This window comes from Rheinheimera aquimaris (genome assembly GCF_020531985.1).
GTDB classification, from domain to species: Bacteria; Pseudomonadota; Gammaproteobacteria; order Enterobacterales; family Alteromonadaceae; genus Alishewanella; species Alishewanella aquimaris.
This window is the reverse complement of sequence record NZ_JAJAVQ010000004.1, coordinates 298,846-311,574: the sequence shown is the minus strand read 5'-3', so window position 1 is coordinate 311,574 and position 12,729 is coordinate 298,846. Positions and strand designations below refer to the sequence as shown.

The 12,729-nt window shown below is 49.5% G+C and carries 12 protein-coding genes and 1 other RNA gene; 8 read left to right on the top strand and 5 right to left on the bottom strand.

Features of this window, described 5'->3' with window-relative positions; all coding sequences use genetic code 11:
- Window positions 1–106: 106 nt before the first annotated feature.
- The 4 genes from ssrA to LHL18_RS13980 all read left to right on the top strand — a co-directional run bounded on the left by ssrA (window position 107) and on the right by LHL18_RS13980 (window position 5,191).
- Window positions 107–467, top strand: a transfer-messenger RNA (tmRNA) gene (gene ssrA / locus LHL18_RS13995).
- Window positions 468–716: 249 nt separating this feature from the next.
- The gene (locus LHL18_RS13990; RefSeq protein WP_226767521.1) at window positions 717–1,874 is read left to right on the top strand and encodes a DUF748 domain-containing protein; all 1,158 of its coding nucleotides are present in this window, start codon (window positions 717–719) and stop codon (window positions 1,872–1,874) included.
- Between the two features lie 31 nt (window positions 1,875–1,905).
- Window positions 1,906–2,790, top strand: a complete 885-nt coding sequence (locus LHL18_RS13985; protein ID WP_226767520.1) for an MlaA family lipoprotein — start codon at window positions 1,906–1,908, stop codon at window positions 2,788–2,790.
- Window positions 2,762–5,191, top strand: coding sequence for an efflux RND transporter permease subunit (locus LHL18_RS13980; protein ID WP_226767519.1), 2,430 nt, complete (start codon window positions 2,762–2,764; stop codon window positions 5,189–5,191). The genes LHL18_RS13985 and LHL18_RS13980 overlap by 29 nt, the downstream gene beginning before the upstream one ends.
- 60 nt (window positions 5,192–5,251) lie before the next feature.
- On the opposite strand, the gene LHL18_RS13975 is transcribed toward LHL18_RS13980, so the two are convergent.
- Window positions 5,252–5,671 (bottom strand): organic hydroperoxide resistance protein, encoded by a 420-nt coding sequence (locus tag LHL18_RS13975; RefSeq protein WP_425542626.1) that lies wholly within the window; start codon window positions 5,669–5,671, stop codon window positions 5,252–5,254.
- Window positions 5,672–5,855: 184 nt separating this feature from the next.
- On the opposite strand from LHL18_RS13975, the gene LHL18_RS13970 reads away from it, so the two are divergent.
- Both LHL18_RS13970 and LHL18_RS13965 read left to right on the top strand, forming a co-directional pair.
- Entirely contained in the window at window positions 5,856–6,344 is a 489-nt protein-coding gene (locus tag LHL18_RS13970; RefSeq protein WP_226767518.1) for a MarR family winged helix-turn-helix transcriptional regulator, read from the top strand.
- A gap of 276 nt (window positions 6,345–6,620) precedes the next feature.
- Entirely contained in the window at window positions 6,621–7,433 is an 813-nt protein-coding gene (locus LHL18_RS13965; protein WP_134057437.1) for a PEP-CTERM/exosortase system-associated acyltransferase, read from the top strand.
- On the opposite strand, the gene LHL18_RS13960 is transcribed toward LHL18_RS13965, so the two are convergent.
- The gene (locus LHL18_RS13960; RefSeq protein WP_226767517.1) at window positions 7,430–7,930 is read right to left on the bottom strand and encodes a DUF1543 domain-containing protein; all 501 of its coding nucleotides are present in this window, start codon (window positions 7,928–7,930) and stop codon (window positions 7,430–7,432) included. The two genes, LHL18_RS13965 and LHL18_RS13960, sit on opposite strands and share 4 nt — an antisense overlap.
- A 168-nt stretch (window positions 7,931–8,098) precedes the next feature.
- Here LHL18_RS13960 and LHL18_RS13955 point away from each other — a divergent pair, with 168 nt between their 5' ends.
- Window positions 8,099–9,466 carry a sensor histidine kinase gene (locus LHL18_RS13955; protein ID WP_226767516.1) on the top strand — a complete coding sequence of 456 codons (1,368 nt, stop codon included), beginning with the start codon at window positions 8,099–8,101 and terminating at the stop codon, window positions 9,464–9,466.
- On the opposite strand, the gene LHL18_RS13950 is transcribed toward LHL18_RS13955, so the two are convergent.
- Entirely contained in the window at window positions 9,456–10,712 is a 1,257-nt protein-coding gene (locus LHL18_RS13950) for an ABC transporter permease (protein ID WP_226767515.1), read from the bottom strand. The two genes, LHL18_RS13955 and LHL18_RS13950, sit on opposite strands and share 11 nt — an antisense overlap.
- Complete coding sequence (locus LHL18_RS13945; RefSeq protein ID WP_134057446.1) at window positions 10,706–11,398, bottom strand: ABC transporter ATP-binding protein; 693 nt, start codon at window positions 11,396–11,398, stop codon at window positions 10,706–10,708. Before LHL18_RS13945 ends, LHL18_RS13950 begins: the two co-directional genes overlap by 7 nt.
- A 71-nt stretch (window positions 11,399–11,469) precedes the next feature.
- Between LHL18_RS13945 and LHL18_RS13940 the strand changes: the two genes are divergently transcribed.
- Window positions 11,470–12,030, top strand: coding sequence for a DUF3299 domain-containing protein (locus LHL18_RS13940; protein ID WP_206109661.1), 561 nt, complete (start codon window positions 11,470–11,472; stop codon window positions 12,028–12,030).
- Between the two features lie 50 nt (window positions 12,031–12,080).
- Here the strand turns inward: LHL18_RS13940 and LHL18_RS13935 are convergent, their stop codons facing one another.
- Window positions 12,081–12,638 (bottom strand): ZrgA family zinc uptake protein, encoded by a 558-nt coding sequence (locus tag LHL18_RS13935; protein WP_226767514.1) that lies wholly within the window; start codon window positions 12,636–12,638, stop codon window positions 12,081–12,083.
- Window positions 12,639–12,729 lie beyond the last annotated feature (91 nt).

Sequence of the window (12,729 nt, the reverse complement as noted above, 5' to 3'; positions counted from 1 at the left end):
GGTTATGTCGTTAAAATGTGCTATCAGACAATGCTAGCTTGTGTAACCACAGTGAGCTGCGTACAATAGCCAAACACTGAAGTGTAAGTGTAACACCACAGAATTCGGGGCTGATTCTGGATTCGACGGGATTCACGAACTCTTAGGTGCATGCCGAGGTGAGGTAGGCCTCGTAAAAAAGCCTCAATTAAATAGTCGCAAACGACGAAACTTACGCAATCGCTGCCTAATAAGCAGTAGATAGCTCTTCCCCTCACGCATGCCTGTAAGCTGAGACTCTGGAAGATCACCCCTAACAGGATCGCGTCGCGTCTTCGCCTGGAGACAAAACGTTAAAACCAATCAGGCTCGCCCGACGATAGCCTGCCATTCGGCGCTCATAGGGTTAACTAAATGAATGTGCTAAGCATGTAGTACCGACGATGTAGGTTTTTCGGACGCGGGTTCAACTCCCGCCAGCTCCACCACCTAGCAAAGGCCAGCAGTAATGCTGGCCTTTTGTTTTTATGCCTGCCAGCACTATGTCAGTTTTACATAGCCGGTGGGTAAAAATAGCCCACTGCTACAATACTTTAGCGCTACGCCCTGCCCCAACCCAGATAAAATCAATATATTTCAAAAGCTTAAAATCGGCCTACAACTGGAATGATCTTTGCTGCGTAGTCTGAATAAGCTGCAAGCCAATAGCGGCGCATTAGTCAGGGCATAACAACAGCATGACATTAAACAAACCGGTCAAAATAACCATCGCCATTTTACTGCTTTCACTGGTAGCGCGCATCGCTGCGCCTGAAGCCATGGTGTGGTACGTCAATTCACTGCTGCAGCGCCAGCAGGGTATTAGCGGCCATGTGCAGGATATCGATTTAGCATTGTGGCGCGGTGGTTACGATATAAAGCAAATCGAAATTTTTCAGCACAATGACAAAGGCAAGCTGCCGCTGTTTTCTACCGAGCGCCTGAGTTTACAGCTGTCGTGGGCCAAGCTGCTAAAAGGTGAAATAGTTACCACGATGGAGTTTTATAAACCGGTAATAATGGCACTGGACCGCACCGACCAAACCGATATTACCGAAGATGCCGTGCTGGATGAGCGTACCTGGATTGGCCTGGCGAATGACTTAACGCTGTTTTCTATCGATAAGCTGTCGCTGTATGACGGCCGTATTGAGTTTAACGCCATTGCCAAAGATGTGCTGGGCGAGCTGATTTTAAGCGACGTACAGGGCGAGGTACGTAATTTACATAATGACGCCGAGTCTGAGCTGCTAACCGACATCGACCTTGAAGGAACTGTAGGCGGCAGCGCACCGTTTTTTATCCGCGGCAAGTTTAACCCTAACGTGAAAAAGCCCAGTTTTGACATCAATATGCAAATGGAAAAGCTACCTACAAAAGTAACTGATAGCATTGTAAAAATTTATGCCCCTTTTGATGTTGAAGCCGGTGAGTTTGAGCTGGCAGCCGAACTGGCCAGTGATAAAGGCCAGGTGAATGGCTATGTTAAGGCTGGCATTTATCAGCTTGAAGTGTTCTCCTGGAAAGAAGATGTGGTTAACGATGTGATAAAAGGCGACGATAACCCCCTACAGCTGTTTATTGAGGCACTGTCTGCGGCACTGGCCGAGCTGTTTGAAAATGACGATGAGAAGCTGATAGCGACAAGGATCCCGATACAGGGTGATATTAGTTCACCGGATACCTCAGTATTAAAAGCGATAGGTGGGCTGTTCTACAACGCTTTTATAAAGGCTTACCAGATGCGGGTGGAGGATATTATTGATTTCACGTCAGTGACATCTGACGATAAAGATAAAGCCGCTGCTAACAGCAGCGATAAAAAAGCAGCTTCAGATAAACAGAATAAACACTAAATGCAGTTAATTAGCTGCGTTGGAGCACTCTATGACATCTAATACCACGCTTAGCCTGATACTGCTGTTGCTGTTAAGCGGCTGTGCCAGCCAGCCCCAGACACCGCCTGAAGATACCCCGGCACCGATAACCAGCCAGAGCACTGATGATAGTGCCAACGCAGAGCTTACCGCCAGCGAACAGTTAAGCAGTGGTAAAACCGCCACTATTGAAACCTCGCAGGGCAAGATTGAAATTGAGCCCACCGTAGTTGATATGGCAGAGCGCGCCCCGGCGACAGGCGAAGAGCAGGCGCAGCAATACAACGACCCGCTGGAAGGCTGGAACCGTGGCACCTTTGCCTTTAACCACTTCACCTATACCTATGCGCTTATTCCACTGGCAAAAGGCTATGAATACATAACGCCGGCACCGGTGCGGGACAAAATAGGTAATGCGTTTAGCAATATACGTGAGCCTCTGAGCATGCTTAACAACCTGGCAGCAGGTGAGCTAAAAGACGCCGGTACTAACCTTGGCCGTTTTCTGATTAACACCACCATTGGTATTTTGGGCTTATTTGACCCGGCAACCGCCTGGTTTGATTTACCAGAAGCTAAGCAGTCGATAGCCGATACCTTAGCCGGTTATGGTGTCGCGCCTGGGCCTTATCTGGTGCTGCCTATTCTGGGGCAAAACAATGTGCGCGGCTCAACCTCGGTTGTCAGCGAATACCTGCTCGACCCGATTGGCCAGGTAACCAACCCGCCGGACACCTATTATTTGCAAGGGGTAGATGCTGTTGACAGCTTTAGCGACCGCGCCCGGGTATATGAAGAGCTTTACCGCCAGGCAGAGGATCCTTATCTGTATTTTCGTAATCAGTTTTTACAGGGAGTAAAGCGCGATGACCACTTCAGCCAGCCACAGCAGTAACACGCCGGTAAGCAACTGGCTGGCACAGCGCATATTACAGCTGCGTATTGCCATTTTGCTGCTGTTTGCCGTTTTACTTGCTGCTGCGGCAGTGTTTGTGCCGCAGTTTCGCATTGATGCTTCAGCTGATACCTTGCTGGTCAAAAACAATGCGCTGTACATTAAAACCCAGCAGGCCAATCAGCGCTTTTCGCCCGATGAGTTTATTCTGGTGGCATATAAACCACGCAACGGTGAAATTTTCAGTAACACCACCTTTACTGATCTGACCTGGCTACGCGAGCAATACCTGGCGTTATCCAGGGTACAAAGCGTGACGTCCATTCTGACAGTGCCGCTGCTTAGCGATGCCTCGGTACTAACGTCAGACGCCGATGTTACAGAGCTCACCTGGCAAAAACAGCAGTTTTCACCGCAGCAGATGCAACAAATGCTGTCTGACCACCCTATCTTTACCGACCTGCTGATCAATAAAGCGCAAACCGCAACTGCGCTACAAATTGTATTTAAACCCGACCCTGAGCTTAGCGCACTGGAGCAGGAAATCCTGGCGGTGCAGCAAAACAGCCTGCAGCGGCCATTGACCGCTGACGAAGAACAACAACTGGAGCAGCTGCAACAGCAAGCCGCCCCGTTACGCCAGGCTTTGGTTAAACAGCGCCAGCAGGAGCTTCAGCAAATTAGCCACATTAACCAGCAGGTAGCGCAGCAGGCTGAAACCTTTACCGGAGGCGCCTATGTAGTAGCGCAACATCTGGTCGATATTATCTCAAGCGATCTGACTGTATTTGGCAGTGCCATCACCGGCATTATTGCGGTGCTGTTACTGCTGTTATACCGCAGTATCCGCTGGGTGCTGTTTCCGCTTCTGGCATGCGCAGCCAGCGTCTGGCTGACACTGGGTTTGTTTGCCGTGCTGGATATTCGCGCCACTGTTATATCGGCCAATTTTATTGCGCTACAACTTATTCTGACGCTGGCGGTAATGATCCACCTTATTGCCACGTATCGTGAGGTAGCACGCAATAACCCGGATCACAGCCAGCAGCAGCGTATTATCAGCACCCTGCAACAAAAGCTGGCACCGTGTTTTTATGCCACAATAACCACCTCGGTTGGTTTTGGTTCATTGATCTTCAGCGGCATTCAGCCCGTGGTCGCGTTTGGTTTTATGATGCTGATAGCCATGCTGATCACCATGAGCGTCAGCCTGCTATTGTTTCCTGCCCTGCTGAGCCTGCTAAAAGCCAACACCGAAACAGACGATTTTGCTTTTATCACTGCCGGTTTACAAGCTACCCGACGCCTGGTAGAGCGTGCGCCCTGGGCCTGTATAGTCATGGTGCTGCTGCTTTTTTCACTGCTGTTGCCAGGGCTGATGCGGCTTAATGTTGAGAACAGCTTTATTAATTATTTTGCCAGCGATACGCAGATGTATCAGGAACTTAGGTTTATTGATCAGGAATTTGGCGGCTCAACACCGCTGGATATTGTGATTAACCTGCAACCGGAAGACAGCGACAGTAACCTGCTGTTAAGTGCCAAACAATTTAATCAGCTGCATGTGGCACATGCTGCGGTAGCAGCCTTTGCGGCCAGCGGCAATGTCACTTCACTGGTTAACTTTACCACCCTGGCCCGGCAGCTTAATGACGACAAACCGCTGACAGAATATGAACTGAATTCAATTTACCGTCTGCTGGACGAGAAGGTCGCCAGCCAGTTGGTGGGCGCCTATCTGTCAGATAAACCGCTGCAAGCCCGCATTTCAACCCGCATTCAGGATACCACCGCCGGGCTAGACCGCGAGCAGCTGATGCAACAGCTGAACCAGGATTTACAAAGTGTTGGGCTTACGCCGCAGCAATACAGCCTGACCAATTTGTTTGTGTTGTATCAGGACATACTGTCGCGTTTATTCGATTCGCAAATTAAAACGCTGGGGCTGGTTTACTTAGCCATGGCGATACTACTGTTGCTGATTTTCCGTAGCGTGAAAATTGCTGTTATTGCACTGATACCGAATGTGTGTACGACACTTGGCATACTCGGACTGATTGGCTGGCTTGGCATACCGCTGGATATTATGACCATTACCATAGCGGCGATTGCGATGGGTATCGCCGTGGATGACACCATTCATTTCGTGCACAACTATCTTAAAGCACCGCGGGGCCAGGCGTTGCAAAATAGCTTTGCCCATACCGGCATTGCCATGCTGTTTACGTCTACGGTAATTGCGGCAGGCTTTGCTATTTTTGGCTTTTCCAGCTTCTTGCCCAGTGTTTACTTTGGCTTACTGACAGCAGCAGCCATGCTGATGGCGCTGGCAGCCGATTTAACCATACTACCGGCGCTGCTAAGCCGTTTTGTGCAGCCTGCAGCTAGCGAAAAGGCATAGTAGCACGGTTAAAAAAGCAAAAAGCCGGCACCAAGGCCGGCTTATACAGCAACAAGCGTTTTACACGTTTACATGTAAACGTACATCAACGTTGCCGCGGGTTGCATTTGAGTATGGGCAAACATGGTGTGCTTTATTTACCAGTGCTTCTGCTGCTGCTTTATCCATACCTGGCAGGTTGATGAATAAATCGACATCCAGGCCAAAACCACCTTCAATTTTGCCAATTCCCACTTCTGCGCGCAGGCTCAGATCTTTTGGCAAAGCAACTTTCTCGCTACCGGCAACAAATTTCAGTGCACCGATAAAACAGGCTGAATAGCCAGCAGCAAATAATTGCTCAGGGTTAGTCGCACCACCGCCACCGCCCAGCTCTTTTGGAGCAGCCAGTTTCACATCCAGCAAGCCATCGTTAGATTTAGCGGCGCCATCACGACCACCGGTTGACGTTACTACTGCTTTGTAAAGAATATCCATCATCGTTTCCTCAGTTAAGTTGATTATCAGAGAGCGTTGTATTCAGAGAACGAGTACATAGTAGCCTCAATTAATCTTGCATGCAAGATATTTGCATATAACAAAAATAGCTATTCTATATTCAGCGGCACTATAAGGGTGTAGCTTAAGTTTGTTACACTAGCTGAAAATAATACGGAAAAAGCCGATGAAACACACTTTACCGTTAGAACAGCAGCTATGTTTTGCCTTATACAGTGCGTCAAATGCCGTGGTCAGACTGTACCGGCCCTTGCTGCAGCCATTTGATTTAACCTACCCGCAATATGTTGTAATGCTGGCGCTATGGCAGCAAGACAATATCAGCTTAGGTGAGTTAAGCAGCAAAACCCTTTTTGACTCCGGCGCGTTAACGCCACTGGTGAAAAAGCTGGAACAAAAAGGCTGGCTGCAACGTATAGCGTCAAAGCAGGATGAAAGAGTAAAACATGTGGTGTTAACGGCCAGTGGCAAAGCGCTGCAAATACAGGTTGCCAGTGTGATGGCGGCGCTGCGCTGTCAAATTTCACTAAGTGATGAGCGGCTTATTCAGTTAAGACAGCTCGCCAGACAAGTTCAGCTTGATATTCAGCAACTTGAGCAATGTTCTGCCGGCCAGGCTACGCTATCTGATAAAAAAGCCAATATAACAGATTAACAGCAGCTGAATAACACTCAGTTACAATCGTTAAAAAAAGAAATTTTTTTCCTGGATTAAAATCAAACTGTTAGCCCAGCTTGGTTCTGCTATAGGGAAATCTGGCTATCCAGACGTTTGACCCCACCGCAATTCCCCCGCATAGTATTTGCGCCTGTGATACTTCTGATGAGTATCAGCTTACAAACCCAAGGATTGGCTTAGTCAGGCGCACTATAAATATTAATGCCAAACCGCCTGCTGATAACACAGCAGCTTAGATCTTTGGGGCGCTAAATGAGCTTACAATCTGTAGCCAGCTCGGCCGCTATTGCGACAGATCCTACCTGCGCAGCGCAGCCTGAGCATACAGCACATTCACTTTCACACCATTTTCCGGAATACTTCCGCGCCGTTCAGGCCAATACCGAGCCGTTACGCCAGGCTACTTATCAGCTTAGACATCAGGTTTACTGCGAAGAACTGCAGTTTGAACCCGAACGGGCCGATGCACTGGAGTATGACGGTTATGATGAACGCGCCATGCATGTCGCGGTAAAACATGTATTAAGTGGTTCATTGGCAGGTACAGTGCGCATCGTAACATCGCAGTTTAAAAATGAGCTGTTACCGATAGAGCATTATTTTGCCGGCAATTTTACCAATACCGTACTGGCACCGGCTAATTTCAGCCGTCAGCATATCTGTGAAATATCGCGTCTGGCGGTGCCTGCAGCCATACGCTGCCGGGTGCTCAGCGGGCAACCCTCACTTGAACGGGCTTGCAGTAAGCTGGTTGCGGTGGCGCTGTATCTGACCGCGCAGATATTGTGTTTACGCGCCGGACGGATACATACCTATGTGATGATAGAACCGGCGCTTGCCCGCGCCCTGCGCCGGGTGGGCCTGCATTTTATACAGATAGGCGAACCGATAGCGTTCAACGGCATCAGGGCGCCCTATTACCTTGATGCACGCACCACCAATGCCAGCTTAAGCCCGGAATATCTGCAGCTACGTGCCTTGCTGGAAAAGCAGCTTTTTGATAACAGCAACCGGCCACAGATGACACTGTGCTACAGCGCGCCTGACCAACCGGCTGTGCGTTAACCTATCACCTGATAGCCAGACCAGTCAGGCCGCATTGGCTGGCTCTGGCCGGATGGCGTCAGGTGGATGTAGAGTCCCTGTAACTGCTCCAGCGCAAAGCAATCATCTAATTCCAGCAGGTCGTCTTTATGCTGGCTGTCCGCATCGGTCAACAGGCACTGTTTTGCTCTGACTTTTGCCTCAACGTTACTGGCCGCCACACACAACATGAATTCGTGCTGTTCGGCAATTTTATCCGGGTAGTATCCGCCAAAGTTGACGAAAAACAATTTCTGCTCACTGTGCTGTGGCGTGCTGTGTAAGCTGACACTGTAACCGTCAATATGTTTTACCTGCATGTAGCTGTCTACGTGCAGCCCTTTGATGGTGCCAAACCACTGCTGACACAGCAGCGGATAGGTATCCTCTATTTTATCTGCGGCGACGAAGCGTACATCGTGCAGCTCAATATTTGCGCCTGGCGCAGTACCACCGATATAGACTAAAAACAGCTGCATAACATTCTCGGTATGTGTTAAAGCGCGTAGTATAGCCAGTTATCTTATCCGCGCCAACATAATGAAAAAACTCAATAAAATTTCGCACTTACCGTTATTAGATGCTATACATTTGCTTTCACAGATGCAAAATCTGCCAGAACGTAATGTGGGGCACTGACACTACCGATGCTTGCTAATTTACAGCACATTCTTTCACAAATCAGCCGCAATCCTGATATTGATAAAGGCGATTTAATGGCCAGCAATCGGGTTATTCTGAGTGCAATAAATCAGGCACTAGGCACCGACAGAGCAAGTGTCTGGCTATTGTCAGACGATCATTCGCAAATGCATTGTACCTATCTGCTCGATTGCGAAACACATCTGGCAGAACCGGACATTACCCTTACCCGGCATAATTTTCCACGGTACTTTGCTGCACTGGATGAAGAGCGAAATATCGTCGCCGAGGATGCGCATACGCACCCGTATACCAGCGAGTTTTCGATAGACTACCTTACCCCGTTACAGATTTTTTCCATGCTGGACACACCGATCCGCCACCATGGTGAAATGGTGGGTATTATCTGCATTGAGCACCGCGTCACAAAAAAATGGCGCGATGATGAAGTCGTTTTTGCCGGCTTTCTGGCTGATATTTATGGCCGGGCACTCAGTGCTTCTGAGCGTATACGTTACCAGACTGAGCTCGAGCAACTGAACAGCTCACTGGAGCAGATTATCAGTCAGCGCACGCAGGAGCTGACGCAGTCGCTGGAGCAATTACAACAGACACAGCACCGGTTGATTGAAGTGGAAAAGATGGCCAGCCTGGGCCGGTTAGTCAGCGGCATTGCACACGAGATTAACACCCCACTTGGCGTCGCAGTAACAGCCAACAGCCACGCTCAGGCAACTTTACTCGAACTGGAACAGCTCTTTCATGCCAATCAGTTAACGCGTCAACAGTTCAGCCAGAGTGGCAGTACAATAAAGCACAGCATTACTATGGTTAATGCCAACCTGCAGCGCGCTGTTGACCTGGTCAACAGTTTTAAACAAACGGCCACCACCGGCACAGAACAGCAGGCGGAATGGCTGCAGCTGAGCCGCTTTATTCCACAGGTGTTAACCAGCATGGCGTCTGTGTTACAGCAATACCAGGTACAGGCTGAGCTGCAGGTGCCGGAAGACATCGAAGTGCAAAGCTATGCCAGCCCGTTGGCAACAGTGCTAACACGCTTGATTGAAAACGCCTGTATTCATGCGTTTGATACCCCGGAACCAAGACAAATAGTGATAAGCGCAAGTCTGAATAAACATAGCTGGCAACTGGATGTGGCAGATAACGGCCGGGGCATGACTGAGGATGAACTCACCCGCGCCTTTGAACCGTTTTTTACGACCCGTCGCAGTGATGGTGCCAAAGGTCTGGGTTTAACGCTGGTGTTTAATCTGGTTTCGCATCTGTTACAGGGCGAGGTAAGACTGTTTAACACCGATAAAGGGTGTACAGTCAGCCTGACTCTGCCTGTTACACTGGTTACAGCCTGACCGTAAGACCATCAGACAGTGTTTTACGGTAAGCCAGCACTCCGGGTACCATAGCCAGCAACGCAGACAGCAGCACAATAGCGCCCGCCCAGTACAGCGTATTCAGCCGGATAATATTCAGCCCGACAAACAAACCATAATCTGCCGCAAGTTTATCCTGTAACACTACCAGACTGACAAATAACAGCGCAGCGGCAGAGAGCATAGACACCACTGTTACCAACAGCACTTCCAGCTGTACCAGCACAAATAAATACCAGGGATGTGCACCGGCGGCCCGCAGCACGGCCATTTCCCGCTGCCGCTGTTTCATGGACGCCAGCAGTGTAGTTATCATGCCAACCAGCGCAGCCATTAGTACCAGCAAGCTAATGACTAATAACAGGTTTTCAACCATACCCAGCATTTGCCACAGCTCAGCCAGGGCTACGCCCGGTAAAATAGCGGTCAGGGGTTCATTTTTGTATTCATTGATTTGCCGCTGTAACGTGAACGTTGCCATCCGCGATTTTAGCCCGACCATAAAAGCGGTAATCGACTTAGGAGTTAGATCCTGTGCCAGCGCCTGTGCCGCATTAAGCTGCCGCCCGGGCATTGGTGCGCCCTGCTGCCAGTCAAGGTGAATAGCTTCTATCGCTTCCAGGCTGACATGCACCGTCTGGTCGACCGGCGTACCGGTTCTGGCTAAGATGCCGACCACAGTAAAGGGTTTATCTTTATGCTGGCTAAAACTGACAGCGCCCACGCCATGCGACAGTTCAATTTGCTGGCCAAGCGTGTAGCCTAGTTTCTGCGCTACATCGGCACCGAGCACGGTTTCAAATACGCCAGAAAACGCCGTCCCCTCTTTTAGCACCAAAGGCTGGCTGTTGGCATAACGGTAGTACTGAAAATACTCGCCGCTGGTGCCCATTACCCGGTAACCACGGTGTGAATCACCCAGCGATATCGGAATACTCCACGCAATTTGCGGGTGCTTGATAATGCGCTGATAACTTGGCCAGCTGATATTGGCCGTGGCGTTGCCTATGCGAAATACAGAATACAGCAACAGATTAAGCTGCCCGGCTCGGGCACCTACAATCAGATCTGTACCCGATACCGTGCTGGTGAAGCTATTTTTGGCTTCAGTACGTAAATGATCGATACCGAGCAGCAACGCGATACTGATCGTCAGTGACAGCCAGGTCATCAATACAGTGCCACGACGATTCCACAGGCTAAGCCTGGCCAACTTCATTAACATGGCTGAACTCCCTGTTTCAGCTGCAGCATATCCAACTGATAGTGGAAATACTGCTGCAGGCTCTTATCATGGCTGACAAATACCACAGTACAGTTGTTCGCATCGGCCTCTGCCAGCATCACCCGCATAAACGCATCGCGGTTGTCGCTGTCCAGTGCCGATGTAGGCTCATCGGCAATCAGTAAAGTTGGCCGTGGCAACAATGCCCTTGCTATTGCTACGCGCTGCTGTTGGCCTACACTAAGTTCTGATGCCGGCTGCTGCCACAATGATTGCTGCAGGCTAAGGCGCTGTAACAACTGTTCAGCCCTGCTTAGTGCTTCAGCCTTATTTTGCCCGGCAAAATGACTACTCAGTAAGGTGTTATCCAGCACAGACAGATAAGGAATAAGGTTCAGTTGTTGAAACACCACACCTATATGCTTAGCCCGCAAGCTATCGCGGGCACCACCGGACAATTTATGTAAAGCATGCCCGCTGATAAACAGCTCACCACTGACCGGCCTGGTGATACCGCACAACAAGTTCAGCAAGGTCGTTTTGCCGCTGCCAGAAGCGCCGCGCACAAATAAATGTTGGCCGCTATGCAATGTCAGTTCAGGCAGTTCTAACTGCCAGCCGCCGGGACGGTAATGGAACTTAAGCTGTTTGAGGTCAATGGCAGGAATTTTCGGCTTGTCAGTCACAGGCGTACTCAGTGTCATGTTATGATGTGAACGTTTTTTGCCATTATGCCAACTTAGGGGAGCAAGCTCCAATGCTACGGACGTTATCTGTTGCGTTATATATGACACTGGTCGCAAGTTGTTCGGCCATGCTATTTTCCAGCCCGCTGCAGGCCAGCGAAGCGGTTACCATTGAGTGGACCGATTTAATGCCGGAAGAAGATTTAAAAGCGCTGCAGCAAATGCCGGAAGTACAACATGATTACAGCCAGCCATCACCTTTCGATGATAATTATCAAGGCGATGACCCGGCAGCGAAGCAGTGGCAGCAAATACTGAAGTCAGCCAAGGTGGTTGAAAAATATAACAATACCAAAATCCGGGTGCCGGGTTTTATTGTACCGCTGGAATTTGACAGCGAGCAAAATGTTACCAGTTTCTTCCTGGTGCCTTATTTCGGGGCATGTATTCACGTGCCACCACCACCGCCAAATCAAATGATTTTTGTAAGCGGTGCCAAGAACTTAAAAGCCGACATGATTTACTCGCCATTTTGGATAAGCGGTACCTTAACAACAGAAGTGATGACTCACGATTTAGGCCAGGCCGCATACAGCCTGAAAGCTGACAGTGTAGAAGAATATACCTACTAAGCCCCCTGTAATGCATGAACGGCAGCTCTGGCTGCCGTTTTTTATCCGGTTCAGAAAGTCACAGTACTGTTTTGTAAGGTTGCTTCTATCGCCCCCTGGCGCCCGTTGATAATCCACTGCACCTCGATATGCTCCAACGTCGGTAGCAAACTAAAAACATGCAGTTGCAATTGATTTAACCGGGCCGGACGCTGGCACAATAACAGATAATTAGCATAAAAATCGGCATGGCCTTCGTTGGCGTGAGGCTCGGTCAGATCAGTACTGGCATCAGCCTGCGCCAGTTCACAATTCGCATCCTGATTAACACTAAACCAGTCTGCCTGGTTAAAAACGGCAATGGCTGCTGCAACTTCCTGTTTTTGTTCAGCAGTTGCAGGTTTGTGCTCAAACCCAATAACACTTTGCGCGGCAGATTCAAATGCCAGCTGCATCTCATTGCCTTCCAGTACCAGCGTTAAAAGCGCCTTACCATGCACATGGCTGCCCAAAGTCGTGAACTCGTCAGCGGCGTGATCATGTTGATGTTCTTCAGCATCGGTATGGCCGAATGCAGTAAGCGGCAGTGCCGAAAGCATCATACCTAGTATCAGGGTTTTGCACTTCATTTGTGTCTCCGGTGAGCAAATCTGCAATTGTTATAACATAACACAAAGTTTCGCTGCGACGCTACATACTGATCCCTGCCCGCCCACTGTC